Source organism: Pantoea sp. YU22, assembly GCF_003970755.1.
GTDB classification, from domain to species: Bacteria; Pseudomonadota; Gammaproteobacteria; order Enterobacterales; family Enterobacteriaceae; genus Pantoea; species Pantoea piersonii.
In genome coordinates, this window is sequence record NZ_RYDU01000006.1 from 137693 (window position 1) to 155040 (window position 17348).

Sequence of the window (17348 nt, forward strand, 5' to 3'; positions counted from 1 at the left end):
ATCAGACTCCCCTCTGTTCAACTCTCTGATGCGATTTATGTTCTTGTCGGTTTGGGATCAGGTGATCGATCGCCATAATGATGGCCGGCGTGACCAGCGCGATATACATATTATTGATGCCGAACGGATCGCCCAGCAGATACCAGACTGACGTCGCCACGCAGGCGCCAATCAGACCGGCGTTAGCGCCGCGGGCGCTTTTGAAGAATGGCGCGTAAAAGGCGATTACCGCCACCACCGAGATCGACAGGCGGATTGCGCGGGTAAAGAACGAGAGTTTCAGCACTTCAGGCACCAGCAGCACAAAAATCAGCGGCAGGAAGCCAATGATCAGCGACAGCCAGCGCGTCGCCCTGAACTCCTGCTCCGGCGTCGGCTTGCGGTACGGCACGTAGAAATCCTTCACCACCAGCGAGGCGATGGCCAGCGCGACGGTGCTGACGCTGACGAAGATCGACGCCACCAGTGACGTTGTCACCATTCCGGCCATCCAGGGGTTCATATCCTGCAGGAAAATCGGCATGGCGTAGAGGCTGTTGATCTCCGGGTGCAGATATTTCGCCGCCACGCCGATAACCGCAATCGCCAGACCGATCGGCAGACAGAAGAAGAAGGCGACCCAGGTAGCGCGCTTCGCCGAACGCACATCCTTTGTCGAGGAGATCGCCTGAATGACAAACTGGGTGCAGAAGATGGAGCCGATAGTGCCGATGAGCCAGGCGACGATGGTGCTGGCGCCGATATGGCCATCCCACGTCCAGTAGTAGCTGGGCATCTGTTCAATCATCGGCGTAAAGCCGCCTGTCTTATAAAGCGCGAAGCTCATTATGGCGATAATGCCCAGATACTTCAGCCCGCTGTGCAACATGGTGACCCATGCCAGCCCTTTCATGCCGCCGAAGCTGAAATAGAAGGTGCTGACGATGGCGGTAATAAAGGCTGCTACCGGAAGATTAACCTTCAGGATGGTCGCGATCGCCGCCGCGCCGCTGACATAGTTGCCTACGTTCACCAGCAGCAGTGCATAGATCATGATCACCGAAATGATGTTTTTAGTGGTGTTGCCATACTTTTCCGCTATCGCGCCGGAAATAGTAATTTTGCCTGTGCTGTAGATGCGTTTGACCAGCAGGAAACCAAACAGAGGAAAGCCGATCGCCGCGCCGATAACCGACCAGGAGGCGGCAAAACCATCTTCAAACGCAGCCTGCGCGGTACCGACGGTCGATTTGGCGCCGATATATTCCGACATCAGCAGGATGCCAACGACCAGCGCCGGCATGGCGCGCGATCCTTCCATAAAATCGCCGCTGCTTTTGCTGCGCAGCCGCCAGGTCAGCCAGGTGGTGAACAGGATATAAGCCGCCACGATGCCGACAATGATCAGGGTGTCTTCAGCGTTAAACGTATTCATCTGAGCCTCTCTTGAGGACGAGCGAAACCGTGGAGGTATTAACCCCCGTCTGTGTTCTGATGAGTGATGCCCCGTGCTGGCGAGCTAGCGCCCCGCCACGATCAAACCTGAAATGCAGAGGCGCGCGTCGTAGGGTTTACAGCGGCGCGATGGCGCAGCCTCAGGTTCTGAGCAGCGAATGCTACCGTTTTGATTTGCCACGTTGGTCTCCTGTAGGGAAGCAGATTGATTAAATTTAATCAGCGCACTTTCTTGGCGAAGGCGTCACGTGAGAATTTATAGGATAACGGGCGAAGGAATAAATTGATCGTGCTCACATATGCTCAATTATGATTGCATATAATCAACAAGAGAGAGATAAAGCTGTGGCATGCGGTCATGCAGGCCGGAGAGCGATAAAGAAGGGAGAAATTGAGCGAAATGGCGAGGCCGGTCAGCCTGTGACCGGCCCGGAGGCGCGCTTAGCCTTCGGCAGGCGGCGTCCATTCGGTAAAGGTGGGTTTATCGCTTTTTACTTCATAGGCGACATGTTTTACTTCGCCCTTCGCGGTCGTGACTTCGACCGGATTGATGGTCACGCGTCCCAGACCAAACAGGGTGGCTACGTAGCCGCCGATTTTATGTTTACCCGGCGTCAAAAAGAGATCTTTACTCTGCCCGCCGTTCAGCGTACCGGCGTCTTTGCCGTCCACGGTCACATACACCGATGAGCCGTCATCCGTACGCGTCATGACATGGGAAACGCTGACCTGTGCGGGGCCAGCGCTAAACGAGGGATCGTCCTGGTAAGAGTGTTTTTTCGCGCATCCGCTGAGTGCGACAACGGCGAAAAGGGCTATCGGGGAAAAACGTGCAATCATTATATTTGTCTGACCTCTGCTGCGACCAAGGCGTTATTTTAGCGCTACGTCACACTTTCTCCCAGCAGACAATGCGTCGGCATGTTCCGAATTCGCCTGTTTCGCTGCTTTTTACGCCAGCCGCCGCACGCTTTGTTCAGCGAGACGGCGGCTGGCGATTTCAGCCTGAAACTGGCGGCAAAGCGGCGAGTATCCGCTCCGCTTCATCAGCGCGCAGCGGGTAATCATAAAAGCGCTGATAAAAAGCCCGGGTGGCGGCGACAATATCGAGCTGGCTGAAGAGCTGCGGATGCAGCTGCTTTGCCGCCCACAGGATCTGCAACGCCACCTCCGTTCCATAGCGATCCCAGGGGAAAACGCCTGACGGATTTTGCAGCACGCGATGCTGCTGCACCGCCTTCACGCCCCTGAACAGCGCGGCATACTGAGAATCTTCCAGCCTGCCCGCTCCCGCGCCGATAATAATGACGTCAGGATCCCAGGCGATAATCTGCTCTGGCGAGACCTCCTTCATATTACCTTTCACCTGCGCCGCCGCGTTTCTTCCTCCGGCGAGCCGGATCCAGGTATCAATCAGCGTCTGGCTGCCGTCAATCTTCAGCGGATGCAGCGACTGAATATGCAGCACGCGGGGTCGCTGTGCCTCTGTCAGCGATGCGGTTTTGGTGCTGACGGCGGCGATTTGCGCATCCAGATAGCGGTTATAGCGCTGCGCCCGACGCTGCGCCTCCGGCGTGCCGACGACCTGGGCGGTCGTCAGCAGGGAGCGCTTCATCGAATCGACGTCGTCAAACTGCATGCTGAACGTCGGAATGGCAGCCTGACGATAGCCGATCGCATCAGGATCCTGCGCGGGAACGAAGATCGCATCGACGTGGTGCGCCACTAACGCCTCGCTGGAAAAGGTTTTGCCGTGCGCCTGAAGCGCCTGCCCCAGTGACGGCTGCACCTTAAACATCCACGGCCGGTCTGCCGGATGGTTGACGGTGGCGACGATAAGATCGCCCGCGCCCAGCGTCATCAACAGCGAGTGGTGCGCATACCAGGCATCGGCGATGCGATGCGCCGGATGCGGCAATTCGATCTTTTGCCCGAGATCGTCGGTAAGCGTGGCGGCAGGCGCCACGCCCGCCCATAGCGCCAGCGCCAGGGCGCTCCCTATTAATGTCTTCATCGCTCCGGCTCCTTAAAAATCGAGCTGCATCGAAACCTGCACCTGGCGCGGCTCGCCGATCGACGCGCTGGCATAGCCCGCGCCGCTGTAGCCATTGAGGCCGCCCGGCACGATATTGGTCCAGTAGTGACGGTTGGTGAGATTAGTCACGTCGAGGCGGAAAGTAGTGTCGGTGTTCATCAGACGGGTTTTGTAAGCGGTGCCCGCATCCAGCGTGGTATAGCCGCTCACCCATCCCTCATTCGCATTGTCCGTTGCGCGACGCCCGACATAGCGCGCGCCGCCGTGCAGATCGGCGCCACTGATGCCAGGCAGATCCCAGGAAGCAAACAGGCTGGCGGTATAGCGCGGCAGCCCGACAATTTGCTTGCCCTGCGTCGCGCTGCTGGCGGTATCAAACAGGCGCGGGTCGAGCCAGGTCATGCCGCCATAGAGATGCAGCCTCTCCGTTACGTCGCCATCCGCCATCAGCTCAACGCCGCGGTTACGCTGCTCGCCGTCAACCGCGTAGTCGCCGCTGCTGTTGGTATAGGCGAACGGACGTTTGATCTCAAACAGCGCCGCCGTCAGCAGCAGCCGGTTAATCGCCAGCTTGGAGCCAATTTCCACCTGCTTGCTGCGATAAGGGGCAAGAATATTGCCTGCGTTAGTTGCGCCCGTCGGCGCGGTGTCGCCCTGTTGCAGGCTGTCCGCATAAGTGACATAGAGCGTCAGCGGATCCACCGGCTTATACATCAGGCTGGCGGAGCCGGAGAAGCCGCTGCTGGAGGATTCGCTGCTGCGCGCGCCGCTTTTAGCGTAGTTTGCCGAGCTTAACAGGCTTTCGCTGCCTGCCAGCAGCAGGCTCCACTGCGGAGAAAACTGAAGATTATCGCTCAGCAGAAAGGCGTGCTGCGTCGCCGTGGCAGAGTGATAGCGATCGGTAAAGTCAGGATAGTCAGGTTCATTAAAGCGCGCGGGCTGTTCCAGCGAGGCGCTGCCCAGCGTCGACGTGCCGCCATGGACCGGATTCATGTTCTTCCAGACAAAGCCGCGTACGCCGGTGGCGATCTGGTGGTGTAGCCAGCCGGTATCCACTTCGCCGTTAAGGTTCGCCATATAGCTGTTGATGGTAAAGCGGCTGGCGGTCGAGGATGAGGTGGTGGTGGTGTAGTGCCCCGCCCGATCGGTAAAGGTATTGGTCACGCCGGTCGATTCGCGATCGGCTATCTGGCGCAGCACGCCAATCTCGCCCTGCCAGTTGCCGTCGAAATCATGTTTAAGATGAAGCCCTGCGGTGAGGGTATGGTTATCATCGCCTGCATAATATTGTCCCAGACCCGCCTTTTTTGGATCGGGCGCAGCCGGGAAAGTCAGCCCTTTGCCCAGCGCGAATTTGCCCGGCAGGCCTTTGTCATAATAGTGGTAGTAGCTGAAACTGGTCTCCAGCACGGTGCTGTCGCTGAGATTAGCGTCGAGCGCCAGGCTGAACAGCTGACGACGTACCTTGCTGCCGCTGACATAGCCGCCGCCTTCGTCATCCAGGACATTGAGGCGGTAACGCAGGCGATCGTTCTGATCCAGCGGCCCGCTGAAATCCGCAGCAACCTTGTGATTGCCTCCGGTGCCACCGCCGACCGTCAGGCGGTGCTGCGGCAGATCGGTAGCGCGCTTCGCAACGAAATTAAACAGCCCTGCCGGGTTAGCCGGGCCATAGAGCGAACCGGCCAGGCCGTTCAGCACTTCAATATGGTCGAACTGCTCCGCCGCGTAATCGGTCGTCGAGACGACGTTCAGGCCGTCAATCATGCTGTTCTGCACCACGCTGCCCTGCATGCCGCGCGTCTGGGGACGCGCGCCGTCGCCCTGAACAGACGGCATATAGCGATAGAGCGCGCTGACGCTTTTCAGCTGCTGCTGCTTCATCATGGCACGGGAAAGCGACTGAACAGAGAAAGGCGTGTTGCGAACCGCCTGTCTGCCTGCGTTGCCCAGCATGGCGCTTTTTTGCGTAGCGTCTTCGTGACCTGAATCGGTCGTCGGCGCGGCGGAAACCACCAGCGTGTCATCAGTTGACGGCTGTGCGCCCTGCGTCTGCAGGGCAGCGAAAATAAGTAAACTGAGGAGACGGGGTGGGAAAAGCGCGCGGGATGTAAATTTCATTTTTATTTTGCCAGTTTTTACAGGTGATATTAACGGCAGGAAATGGTGACGGATAATAACCACTTTCGCTGTATTTACAATTATATAGCGAAAAAGTGCTTTATTAACAGCGGCAATAGGTTATCGCGCGATTATGATGGTCAATGGCAACAAGCCAGCCGAAAAAGCGAAATCGAATAATTGTCACGTTACTGAACTATATTGTTGACTGGCGGTAAGGCAGATATTGCGCGTTATTTCACTCTCCCGAAAAAAAAAGGATTATGAATATGGCAGCCATTGAAAGAATAAATTATCCCGCGCTGGGTGAGGTAAAAGCGCCCTATGTTCATGCGGTGAAACAGGGAAACAGACTTTACATCTCTGGTCTCACGGCGTTCGGCAGCGCGGCGCAAACAGGGTCGATTGCAGAACAGGCTGAGGTAATATTTAAACAGTTCCAGCATATCGCTGAGGCAGAAAACACCACGCTCAGTGCGCTGCTGAAAGTCACGTTATTTATCACCTCTTTTGCGGATATTGATGCTCTGCGCAAGGTGCTGTTTCGTTATTATGGCGATCATTTGCCCGCCAGTTCGCTGGTGCAGGTGAGTGGCCTTTTTTCACCCGATCTTAAAATTGAGATCGAAGCGATTCTGGCGCTTTAATCCTGTTCTTACGCCTTCCGTCATTACTAAAAGTAATCAACCCATTAGCCTGGCTCATGCGGCTAATTTCCGGTGCTAAAGTCAATACGGAGCGGACGCAATTTGTTCAATTTATGAGACAACTCAAGGAACTGAAAAGTGACAATAAATTTCATCTATGCAACCTCCATGCAACATTTCGGCATCTTTATTCAGTGCAGTCGCGCTTAGCTGCAGTATTTATGCACTGTACTGCACCAAAATGAAGCAGAAGCGCTTTTTTCGACGGCGTAAGAAAAATTATCTTTCTTCTGTAAGTGGTAAATTATCGGGGAGCGGTCAGATCCGCTATTCATCCACGGCAACACATAATAAACGACTTTAAAAAAGAAAGGTCTTTATGGAAAAGTTATCCTACGCGTCTGAAAACAGTACATCTGCCTGGTCCACCTACCTTCAGCAAATCGACCGCGTCGCGCCCTATCTGGGCGAACTGGCACGCTGGATCGATACGCTGCGTCATCCTAAACGCGCGCTGATTGTCGATATTCCTCTACAGATGGATGACGGCTCTATCCGCCACTTTGAAGGCTACCGCGTACAGCACAACCTGTCGCGTGGCCCGGGTAAAGGCGGGGTTCGCTACCATCCAAATGTGGATCTGAACGAAGTGATGGCGCTCTCCGCGTGGATGACCATCAAGTGCGCCGCGGTCAACCTGCCATACGGTGGCGCTAAAGGCGGCATCCGCTGCGATCCCTTTGCGCTGTCAGAAGGCGAACTGGAACGTCTGACGCGCCGTTATACCAGCGAAATCGGCATCATTATCGGACCGCAGAAAGATATCCCCGCGCCGGACGTCGGCACAAACAGCAAAGTCATGGCGTGGATGATGGATACCTACTCCATGAATAACGGCACCACCGTGACCGGCGTGGTCACCGGCAAGCCGGTTCATCTTGGCGGCTCGCTGGGACGTGAGAAGGCGACCGGGCGCGGCGTCTTTATCACCGGCCGCGAAGTGGCGCGCCGCGCAGGCATTCCCGTCGAGGGCGCCCGCGTAGCCGTTCAGGGCTTCGGCAACGTTGGCAGCGAGGCGGCGCGTCTCTTTGCTGAGGCAGGCGCATCTGTGGTGGCGATTCAGGACCACAGCGCAACCATCGCCAACGCTGACGGCATCGATATGGCCGCGCTGTCGCGCTGGCAGCTGGAGCACAAGCAGATCCTCGGCTTCCCTGGCGCGCAGAAGATCGATGAAGAGGCGTTCTGGCGCACCGAGATGGATATTCTTATTCCAGCGGCGCTCGAAGGCCAGATCACACGCGCGCGTGCCGAGAAGCTGAGCTGCAAGCTGGTGCTGGAAGGCGCTAACGGCCCAACCTATCCCGAGGCGGACGACATGCTGGCCGAGCGCGGCATCATCGTGGTGCCGGACGTTATCTGTAACGCAGGCGGCGTAACCGTCAGCTACTTCGAATGGGTGCAGGATATGGCGAGCTTCTTCTGGAGCGAAGAAGAGATCAATGCGCGTATGGATAAAATCATGACCGACGCCATGGTGCACGTCTGGAACAAAGCCAATGAGAAGAGCTGTTCGCTGCGTACTGCGGCCTATATCGTCGCCTGTGAACGCATCCTGATGGCGCGTAAAGAACGCGGTATCTATCCGGGATAATCGCTTAGCGGGCAGCCCAGGCTGCCCCTGTTTTAATAGCGCACCAGTCCGCCATCGACCGCGTACTGGCTGCCGGTCACATAAGAGGCGTCGCTGGAGAGCAGAAACAGCGCAACCGCCGCCGCCTCTTCCGCTTTCCCTGCCCGCTTCAGCGGCACCTGACTGACAATAAAACTCTCAAACTGCTGGCGCGCCGTTTCCGGCATGAAATCGCGAAAGTGCGTCTCGATCGGTCCCGGAATCACCACATTTACCCGGATGCCTCGCGGTGCGAGCGCGGTCGCCCAGCTGCGCGCCATCGCCACGATAGCCCCTTTGGTGGCAGCGTACAGGCTGGTGGTCGCCGCGCCTTCATAGGTTGACGACGACGAGGTCACCACTACCGACGCGCCGGGGTTAAGCAGAGGCGAGAGCCTGGCAAGCTGCAGCATGGGTCCGCGCACGTTCGCGTTCATCATGGCGTTAAAGGCTTCCGCCGTAACGGATTCCAGCTCGCCCAGTTCGGCATAGCCTGCATTGAGCCAGAGTCCATCCAGTTTGCCCCACTTTTCCACCGCTTCGCCCAGCGCGTCGATATCCGCCTCCAGCGAGGCATCATTGCGCAGCAGCAGCGCGTTATCATGCAGCACGCTGTTGGCGTACTGCAGTCGGCTTGCATTGCGGCCGGTTACCGCAACGCGGCCACCTTCCGCCTGAATGCGCTGCGCGCCAGCCAGCCCCATGCCGCTGGTGCCGCCGGTAATCAGGATACGCTTATCACTAAATCGGGCCATAATCCCTCCAGAAAGCGAGCCGTACGCCTGCGCGACGTCCGGGTACGAATTAACTTCATCTCTGAATGTTAGCTGGCGGCGGCGATAACGCGTTATTTTGTCGGTGACAGATTGATGACATTACCGAGCGGCTTAAATCCATATTTAAAACAGGGTTAATTCTGCTGAGTTTGAAAAGCAAAATACCTGAAGCCTATAACCTTACTTCACGTCAGGTTATTTCCGCTCCGATTTACCTTTCCGCAACATTATTGCCAAATAGACTTATTTTCTGACGACGTCCTTTTCTGGATAACTCGCTGAGATACAGCGTTTAAAACCAGCGTGCCGTTTTACTGCGGCAGCAATTGCCTGGTTAATCGGCTATGCCAGTCTAAAAATCTGCTAATTTGAAAGCGAGGCCGTTTTTATAGTAAGGTAAATTCGTGTAAACGAGCTGCCGTAATTTATTTTAACAGGCTGCTTATAGCTTTCTTCCCCTTGTTTTGCTGGCAGTACGGCGACGAAAGCTATAAGAGCCTCATTATTTCAATGAGGATAATATGAGCACCGGGAATCAATCCACAGATAAAGCAAAAAAGCATTTCTGGCAGAAAAAGCAGAAAGAGCAAAAAGAACTGACGGTCGACGATATCACTATTGTCGACAATGACATGCTGAAGCGCGCAGTCGGCGCGGCGGCGCTGGGCAACGCGATGGAGTGGTTCGACTTCGGCGTCTACAGCTATCTCGCCGTCACCATCGGTAAGGTCTTTTTCGCCAATGCCAGCAACACCGCGCAGCTGATCGCGGCGTTCGGTACCTTCGCCGCCGCCTTCCTTGTGCGCCCCATCGGCGGGCTGGTGTTTGGTCCGCTGGGCGATCGTATCGGTCGTCAGAAAGTGCTGGCGATGACCATGATCATGATGTCGATCGGTACCTTTTGTATCGGCCTGATCCCTTCTTACGCCAGTATTGGCATTCTTGCGCCGATACTGCTGCTGGTGGCGCGTCTGGTACAGGGCTTCTCCACCGGCGGTGAATATGGCGGCGCGGCGACCTTTATCGCTGAATATTCAACTGATAACCGTCGCGGCTTTATGGGCAGCTTTCTGGAGTTCGGGACGCTCGGAGGTTATCTGTTAGGCGCAGGTCTGGTCACGGCGCTGACCTCTGCTCTGCCTGAGCAAACCATGCTCGACTGGGGCTGGCGCATTCCTTTCTTTATCGCCGCTCCGCTCGGCCTGTTCGGTCTCTATGTCCGTCTGAAGCTGGAAGAGACACCGGCGTTTCAGCAACATATGGAAAAGCAGGAGGCGCTTGAGCACAGCAAACCGGCACTGACGGTTATGCAGATGTTGAAGAAGTATCGCAAGCCGATGCTTAAATGTATCGGTCTGGTGCTGCTGTTCAACGTCTCCAACTACATGCTGACCTCTTACATGCCAAGCTATCTGACCGGTATTCTCGGCATGGGCGAGCTGAGTAGCCTGCTGCTCATCATGGTGGTGATGTTTGTCATGATGCCGCTGACGCTGTTCTGGGGACACTGGGCGGATCGCCTGGGTCGTCGTCCGGTGATCGGCAGCGGTGCGGTCGGCCTGATCCTGCTGGCAATTCCCTGCATGATGCTGGTGACATCGGGCAATATGTGGCTGGTGTTCATCGGTTTGATCGTGCTGGGCGTGCTCCATACCTGCTTTAGCGGCACCATGCCCGCTACGCTGCCGGCGCTGTTTGTTACCGACATTCGCTACAGCGCGCTGGCGATCGGCTTCAACCTGTCTGTGTCGCTGTTTGGCGGCACCACGCCGCTGATCACCGCCTGGCTGGTGGATACCACGCATAACCTGATGATGCCCGCTTACTACCTGATGGGCGCAGGCGTGATTGGTCTGCTGACCGTGCTGACGCTACATGAATCGGCGCGCAAACCGCTGCGCGGCTCCTCGCCTGCGGTAGCCAGCGAAGCGGAGGCGCACCGTCTGGTGAAAAAACTGCGTTCGCGCAGCAAACAGCGGGCGGCACAGTAATCGACTCGTCCTGCTGACTGAACAAAAAAACCCGCCGACGGCGGGTTTTTTATTTCATCAGAAGCGATATTGCAGACCAACCGTCATCGTATAGTTCTTGTTGGAGATGCCCGCCGCGTCGCCGCCATAGGAGACCGACTCGCCGGTTGGATTATAAATCGCCTGCGTGCCGCCCTTACCTTCTTCGTATTTGTTCCAGGTAAACTCAGCGAATACTTTCGCATGTTCGGTCAGGTAGTAGCCTGCATCGACCGCTGCGCCGTAGTAACGTGAACCGGAGGTTTTTTCGCGGAAGGTCAGGTCGCGCATATAGTGTTCATCGTTGTCATGGGCGCGTACCCAGTCGCTAAATTTAAACAGCGCGTTGAACTCGAAATCGTTAATGCGATACTGGCCGACCAGACCGACATAAGGCATAGAGAAGCGCTGGCTGTAACCAATACCGCGCTCGCGATCGGCGAAGCTGCCGATAAAGTTGCCGTTGTCGTAGTTAAACGTGCCGCCATAGGCTGTCCAGCTAAAGCGCGTCTCCTGATAGCCCGCGACCGCGCCGACTTTATAGTTGTCATCCTGCAGGAACCAGCCTTTCACGTTCAGATCGTATTCGTTGGCGTAGTTCACATCGGTGCTCGGATGTGACGAGTGATCGGTCCAGCCCGACTGGCGAGCATTTTGCCAGTCGTAGTCATCCATATGACCCGAACCGGAACCCAGCGATGTCCAGCCGCGCGCGTTCAGCGTCAGGAAGGAGAAGGCATCCCAGGCGATGTCGCCTTTCAGAATAGCGACGTTCCTGATTTTCCAGTCAAGCTGGCTGACTTTACGCGCATTACTGGCGTCATACACCAGCTCTTTAGATTTTCCGCCCAGCATGCCCACCGAGGTGGAAACGCTGAGGCTGTCAGAAGAGAAATTCGGCGTAAAAGGAGAGGATGCGGCAAACGCGGTTCCTGAAAGCGCGGCCATCATCATTACCGCAACGGTGCTCTTTTTCATTTAATATCCTGAGTGAAAATTAAGTTATCCTTGAATAGCGCGCACAGAATAAAAGGCAGGATTTCGTCAGGCAAGTGTAAGTTTTTCGATAAAAAAACAGCGACGTGAGTTAAACAAAATTAATTAATGGTCGGCGAATAACCGACGATAACCTCTCACTGGTCAGCGCAAAAAAATGAATGCATTTTAGCCATGCCGCAGGTGATTCTATTACTGCCCCTCCCCTTTCCTGCCGCTTTACCTGGGTTTATTTTTCCCGCAGTTAACGTCATATCGCTACCTAAAAGCACAGATCTTCTCTTTAGAGCGTGGTCTGGTGTTTATTTGACTTAATGCCGGAGTGAGCAATAAATGCGCACAAATAACATTCTCTGGCAGTACCTGAAATATTTTCAAGACAGCCACAAAGCCAAATTTTAACGGCAGGTAATATCAGTGCAGATGTGACTGACGGATAAAATTGCTATGTTAATGTCTCCTCCTGACAAAAGAGACATTAGCATGGTGTCAAAAGAGAATGCCGAACACTATTTATGGGGTTCCCAGTGCGATGGCTAGACGTTGCTTAAGCGACAGGATCTCAGCGTTATTCATGAGCGTATGCCACCTAAAACGCAGGAAATACGCCACTATCACGCGCAGAGCAGACAGTTCTTTTTTGTTTTAAGCGGAACGCTACGAATGGAACTTGAAGGGGAGGTTCATTCGCTCAGCGCGCATGAGGGGCTGGAAATCCCGCCGCAGGCGAAACATCAGGCTCGCAATGAAAGCGATAGCGACGTCGAATTTCTGGTGATCTCCCACCCGACCACGCGCGGCGATCGCACCGACCTTCTCTGAATATCTCGCTGACGTTCCCCTCCACGTAGCGGAAAAAAACGTTTATTGCTATGTTAAATGGAATTTACATTCCATTTAACAGGGCGTAACTATGCAGCTAACCGCGCAGGATATCCAGCAACAGCAATTTGAAAGCCGCTTATCTCATTTTGATTTCCAGCTCTCCTGGCAACTCGGACAGAGCCTCCAGCAGCGCGCCAGCGCAGAAAACTGGCCCGTCGCGATTGAAGTTTACGCCTTCGGCCAAACGCTTTTTCTCGCTGCGTTGCCCGGTTCCAGCCCGGATAACCTCGCCTGGATGACGCGCAAGCGCAACACCGTCCTGCGTTTTGGCCACGCTTCAATGTTAGTCGGCCTGAACAACCAGCAGAACGGCAAACCGATGGAGCAACAGAACTGGATAGCGCAGAGCGACTATACCGATCACGGCGGCTCTTTCCCGTTAATTAATATGTCCGGCGTCGTCTTCGGCGCGGTCAGCGTCAGTGGACTGCCCTCAGAAGAAGATCATCAGCTCGCTCTGTGGGGCATTCAGCAGCTCCAGCGTCACCTGAGCCAGGCCGAATAAAGGAAAGAGGATGACGAGATACGGCTCACCTGCGCTAAGCGCGCTGCTTTTTGCGCTACTGACCAGCGTGGTAAGCGCCGCGCCGGATAAAACGGTGTTAATCCGCGGCGGCTATGTGATGCCGATGACGTCCGACGGCGACGATCTGCCGCAGGGCGATCTCCTTATCCGCAATAATGCTATCGTCGCTGTCGGCGAGCACCTCTCGGCGCCAGATGCTGAGGTCATTGAAGCAAAGGGCAGCTTTGTTCTGCCCGGCTTTGTCGATGCCCACTCTCATCTCTGGGTGAACACCATGCGCGGTCAGTTTCGCAACGGCGAGGGGAAATTTTTCCCCGTCAGCAGCGCGCTGGGTCAGGCGATGCAGCCAGAGGATATCTATACCGCCATTTATACCGGCGCGCTGGAACTAATAAATGGCGGTATCACCACCAGCGGCGACTTCTTCGATAACATTCACGGCCCGGCATGGGGCGATGCCGGCTTTAGCGCGCTCAGAGACGCAGGCATTCGCGCCATCCTCTTTTACGGCGGCCCGGATAAAACAACGCGCTTTCCCATCGACACGAAGCACGCCGCCACGCTGGCCGATCGCCACGATCCGCGCGTGAGAGTGGGTCTCGCGTGGCGTCTGCCGCGCGAGCTAAAAGATGAGCAGAACTGGGCGATGCGCGATCGCGAATACCAGTGGGCCAGAGATCATCATCTGCCTGTACAGGTGCATATCAGCGGCGAGCCGGACGCCATGTTTAATGCGCTGATTGCGCGGCACTATCTTGCGCCCTTTGTTACGCTGGTACACGCCACCGATGCCCGTCCAGCACAGCTTCAGGCGCTGGAAAAAGCCCGCGCGTCGCTGGCCGTTACGCCCTTAAGCGAGGAGCATGTTGGTTACGGCTTGACCCGGCTCGATCATTTCGCGTCGGTCACACGTCTCGGGCTCGGCATTGACGGCAATAGCCTGGCGGGCAGCGGCGATATGTTTGCGAATATGCGCCTGGCGGCGCTGACGATGAGCGGCGCAGCGGCTGACGAAGCCCTGCCTAAACCACGCCAGCTATTAAGAATGGCGACGCTTGGCGGCGCTGAAGCGCTCGGTCTGGATAAAGAAACGGGATCGCTGACGGTGGGTAAACGCGCCGATATTCAAATCATCACGCCCGATACGCTGAACATGAGCGGCTTTGGCGGCGGCGATCCGGCAGCCCTGCTGCTCTATTCAGCGCAGCCGCAAAATGTAACCACGGTTATCGTCGATGGTCGCGTGCTAAAGCAGCACGGGAAACTGAACGGCGTCAGTCTCGACGAAGTGCTGGCCAGCGCACAGCGTTCGGCGGAAAGAATAAAGCAGCGCGCGGCTGAAAAATAAATTATTGATCTGAGCCGTTTTGGCATTTCACCGCTGTATGCAGGTTTTTTGATCCAGAACAATCCACGTCAGGACGCCTTCTGTCAATTTGTGTCAACGGTTTGTACAACCGCACATTTAATGGAGGCAGGCTTATGACAGGTAAAATGGGTTTGACGGTGGGTTTAGTGGTCTGGCTGTTCTATGTGGCGTGGATGGCGAGCTACTATTTCGGCACTTTCTCTCTGTTCGCTCGCTGACACAGGCGAGACCTGCGGGTCTGACATATCTGTGACCCTGACGATAAATATCCTTCCTGTAAAATAAAAACGCGCCGCAAGCGAAAGCGCTGCGACGCGTTTTTTATAAAAATTAAGCAGCTTTAACGGCGCGCACTTTCTTTGCCTGTGCGGTTTCGCCTTCAACGCTCTCATCAGCATTTTCTGTTGCGCGAACCTTTTTCGTCGCGTCCGCTGAATCCGCGGCGTCTGGCAGCTTGCTGGTGCGCAGAATATGCTGAATCGCATCTTTCTGCTCGGCGAGCAGCAGGCCGAGGGTTTCTGCCTGAGACTCATCCATATCGGGTTGCTGCTGCGCTAACCAGTCGGTAAAGGCCTCCGCCATATCGAGCATCTTATCGTAGGCATCCGCCTCTTTTTTGCTGGCAAACGTCATTTTCTCTTCACCCTTCTTGACGACTACGTATTTAATTTCGACAGCCATTTTTGCCTCTCCGATACTGTTAATATATACAGTATATCCCTCCTGCAGCGAGATTGCATCCTTTTTTAAAATGCGTCGCCGTGCTGAATGGATGAATATTTTTTCTTATGAAATCAAATCATTGAGAAATTCCGCCAGCGCTTTTCGCGGGTCGTCCTCTTCCGACACGATCATCTCGATCCCCCATTGTCCCAGCACTTCACGCGCTACTGGATTGTTGCGGTTAGTAAAGAGATAAGATTTCGGACGCGCGGTAGCCAGCCCTGTTCTGCTCCACATTTTGGTCAGACGGTAGAACAACAGGCGAATATTAAAATCGCTGATGCTGTAGCCGACAAACAGGACCGAATTTCCCATCACGTCGTGCGTCAGTTTGATATCAAGCGGTGAGTCGAAATAGAGGCGTTCAAAATAGCTGCTTTCATCCAGTACGATGGAGGTATCGTCGTCGAAATCGCCGTGCAGCTTGATGATATGCCGCTTGTCTTCGGTCAGCGCCACCAGATCGGCAGCGTTCGCGACTTTGCTGTAGGGCACGCCGTGCGCCTCGTGCGCCGCTTCCAGCCAGCGATCGTAATTGGTGGTATAGATGCGGCTGAAATTGCCCTGCGTAATCATCGTATGAATTTCGGACGATCGGACATCAATGTCCGGCCGGTGCCATTCACGATCCATCCAGCTGCGCAGCGGCCCCAGCGAGCCTTTTTTCTGTTTGTAGTATTCCGCCAGCGACAGATGAGTCCCGTATGTATTAAATATTTTGGGATCGTAGCCCAGCTCGTTAGCCAGATGGGCAATAAGTTCATGCCACTCCGGCAAGCCCAGATTGCGTGATATTCCCGCGCCAGCGAACAGAATCAGTTTGCCGGAATCGTAGGCGCGTTTCAGTTCAGGTTTCATGCCACTCCTCGGGCGTTTTTCAAAAAGTCGGCGAAGCGATCGAGCGCCAGCTTACGCATGGAGATCTCGTTTTTAAGCTCGCCCATTTCAGCGAAGGTCTGGTTATAGCCTTCCGGGATAAAAACACAGTCCCACTGAAACTCGCGCGGCCCGGCGGGCTTAGCTGCGATAGTGCCGCGTACTTCGCCATGAAACTGATACATTTTGCGTCCGTCGCAGTAGCCCAGCACGGTTTTCGCCGTCACCGCCTGGCTGTCCAGCCCCTGCACCAGCTTAGCGAAACGTTCAGCCTCTAGCCGGTTCCAGAAGATGCGCGTCAGACCGGCGGGCAAACCGTTCAGTCCGTCGAGATAGAGCCCGGTGTGTTCGACAAAGAGCGGACGCCCGATAATGGAAAACGCCTTGGTCAGCTTGTCGCGGACCAGTTCAAGTTCGTTTTCCGTCTGGATTTCTTCGATACGGCGCGCGATGGGCAGTACGTCGACGCCGACCGGTTCGAGGATTTTGCGTACCTCGGTCAGCTTATGCTCATGGGCTGACAGAAAGCGGATTTTCATTGCAAGCCTTTAAAATTATTATGGTTTTATCAGGAACGCAGGGGAATTTGTTCCTGCCTGTTATCCTGTTTTTTGCTGCTTCACGTAAAAAGACGTGGCTGATGGAGTAGAGTCTAGCTGACGCAAAGAAGGGACTAAAAGAATTATACTGCTGGCAGCGAATGGCGCGCAAAGGCCGCTGCCCCACCTTTTGCGTTTCCCAACCTGTTTTACCCGCTTCAGTTAGACGGTTGAGGCAGGGGGTAAAAGATTCGGTTTTGAACCCCGGCTTGCCGTTGGCGTTTCGCCGCGCTTTCACTGTTTCGAGATGTTTTCCGCTGTTAAGCCGGGGTCGTCATTGTAAAAAATCCAGTCTGAACCATCAGGATGCTCGCCTGCAGCAATGAAATTTCCCAGCAGCCTCGCCTGGTATGTTTCACTGCCTTCAGCGCTGAAAATTTCGCTTACCCGCTGGGTGAACGCACCTTCTGTGTAATCCTGAAAATTTCACTTAAGTTCCATCCTGCCTGACTTATTTAAGTGAATTTCAAAGGATAGAAGACAGCCTGCCCGTTTAGCCCTCGTCAGGCAGGGAGAGAGGCCAGATTTCATACGGCTGCGATGTTAATGATAAAACGCGTTTCAGAAAAAAGACGGCAGCGGACGCTTGCAAAAAGAACTCGTGCTGCAGCCGATCGAAAGCAACGCTATTTCTGACAATTATTCGCTATTATTCTTCACAACAGAGTTCTTGATCATAA

General features: G+C 55.1%; 15 protein-coding genes and 1 pseudogene. 6 read left to right on the forward strand and 10 right to left on the reverse strand.

What is annotated here, in order from left to right; translation table 11 throughout:
* Window position 1: 1 nt before the first annotated feature.
* From EKL29_RS11215 to EKL29_RS11230, 4 genes are all read right to left on the reverse strand, one after another.
* Complete coding sequence (locus tag EKL29_RS11215) at window positions 2-1414, reverse strand: sodium:solute symporter family protein (protein ID WP_120456412.1); 1413 nt, start codon at window positions 1412-1414, stop codon at window positions 2-4.
* Window positions 1415-1875: 461 nt separating this feature from the next.
* Window positions 1876-2274, reverse strand: a complete 399-nt coding sequence (locus EKL29_RS11220) for a hypothetical protein (RefSeq protein WP_126689713.1) — start codon at window positions 2272-2274, stop codon at window positions 1876-1878.
* 160 nt (window positions 2275-2434) lie between these two features.
* Window positions 2435-3448 carry an ABC transporter substrate-binding protein gene (locus EKL29_RS11225; RefSeq protein WP_126689714.1) on the reverse strand — a complete coding sequence of 338 codons (1014 nt, stop codon included), beginning with the start codon at window positions 3446-3448 and terminating at the stop codon, window positions 2435-2437.
* A gap of 12 nt (window positions 3449-3460) precedes the next feature.
* Complete coding sequence (locus EKL29_RS11230) at window positions 3461-5590, reverse strand: TonB-dependent siderophore receptor (protein ID WP_126689715.1); 2130 nt, start codon at window positions 5588-5590, stop codon at window positions 3461-3463.
* A 269-nt stretch (window positions 5591-5859) separates the two neighbouring features.
* Between EKL29_RS11230 and EKL29_RS11235 the strand changes: the two genes are divergently transcribed.
* Together EKL29_RS11235 and EKL29_RS11240 are read left to right on the forward strand one after the other, a co-directional pair.
* Window positions 5860-6237, forward strand: coding sequence for a RidA family protein (locus EKL29_RS11235; protein ID WP_126689716.1), 378 nt, complete (start codon window positions 5860-5862; stop codon window positions 6235-6237).
* Between the two features lie 379 nt (window positions 6238-6616).
* Complete coding sequence (locus EKL29_RS11240; RefSeq protein WP_120456420.1) at window positions 6617-7891, forward strand: Glu/Leu/Phe/Val dehydrogenase; 1275 nt, start codon at window positions 6617-6619, stop codon at window positions 7889-7891.
* 32 nt (window positions 7892-7923) lie between these two features.
* On the opposite strand, the gene EKL29_RS11245 is transcribed toward EKL29_RS11240, so the two are convergent.
* Window positions 7924-8664, reverse strand: coding sequence for an SDR family oxidoreductase (locus tag EKL29_RS11245; RefSeq protein WP_120456422.1), 741 nt, complete (start codon window positions 8662-8664; stop codon window positions 7924-7926).
* Window positions 8665-9206: 542 nt separating this feature from the next.
* On the opposite strand from EKL29_RS11245, the gene proP reads away from it, so the two are divergent.
* On the forward strand, window positions 9207-10676 hold the full coding sequence (gene proP, locus EKL29_RS11250) for a glycine betaine/L-proline transporter ProP (RefSeq protein WP_126689717.1): 1470 nt from the start codon (window positions 9207-9209) through the stop codon (window positions 10674-10676).
* Window positions 10677-10733: 57 nt separating this feature from the next.
* Here the strand turns inward: proP and EKL29_RS11255 are convergent, their stop codons facing one another.
* Window positions 10734-11672 carry an omptin family outer membrane protease gene (locus EKL29_RS11255; protein ID WP_120456426.1) on the reverse strand — a complete coding sequence of 313 codons (939 nt, stop codon included), beginning with the start codon at window positions 11670-11672 and terminating at the stop codon, window positions 10734-10736.
* Window positions 11673-12233: 561 nt separating this feature from the next.
* On the opposite strand from EKL29_RS11255, the gene EKL29_RS11260 reads away from it, so the two are divergent.
* The 3 genes from EKL29_RS11260 (at window position 12234) to EKL29_RS11270 (ending at window position 14449) form a co-directional block, all read left to right on the forward strand.
* Complete coding sequence (locus EKL29_RS11260) at window positions 12234-12512, forward strand: cupin domain-containing protein (RefSeq protein ID WP_311779008.1); 279 nt, start codon at window positions 12234-12236, stop codon at window positions 12510-12512.
* 91 nt (window positions 12513-12603) lie between these two features.
* A complete protein-coding gene (locus EKL29_RS11265) occupies window positions 12604-13080 on the forward strand; it encodes a heme-degrading domain-containing protein (RefSeq protein ID WP_126689718.1) in 477 nt (158 codons plus the stop codon).
* A 10-nt stretch (window positions 13081-13090) separates the two neighbouring features.
* Complete coding sequence (locus tag EKL29_RS11270) at window positions 13091-14449, forward strand: amidohydrolase family protein (protein WP_126689719.1); 1359 nt, start codon at window positions 13091-13093, stop codon at window positions 14447-14449.
* Window positions 14450-14800: 351 nt separating this feature from the next.
* Here EKL29_RS11270 and EKL29_RS11275 read toward each other — a convergent pair whose 3' ends face one another.
* The 4 genes and pseudogenes from EKL29_RS11275 to EKL29_RS23290 form a co-directional block, all read right to left on the reverse strand.
* A complete protein-coding gene (locus EKL29_RS11275) occupies window positions 14801-15151 on the reverse strand; it encodes a YebG family protein (protein ID WP_120456433.1) in 351 nt (116 codons plus the stop codon).
* Between the two features lie 105 nt (window positions 15152-15256).
* Window positions 15257-16051, reverse strand: a complete 795-nt coding sequence (locus EKL29_RS11280) for an SIR2 family protein (RefSeq protein WP_120456434.1) — start codon at window positions 16049-16051, stop codon at window positions 15257-15259.
* Window positions 16048-16608, reverse strand: coding sequence for a non-canonical purine NTP pyrophosphatase (locus EKL29_RS11285; protein WP_120456436.1), 561 nt, complete (start codon window positions 16606-16608; stop codon window positions 16048-16050). The genes EKL29_RS11280 and EKL29_RS11285 overlap by 4 nt, the downstream gene beginning before the upstream one ends.
* Window positions 16609-16902: 294 nt before the next feature.
* A pseudogene (locus EKL29_RS23290) lies at window positions 16903-17079 on the reverse strand (bacteriocin immunity protein); the annotation flags it as partial.
* Between the last annotated feature and the right edge of the window lie 269 nt (window positions 17080-17348).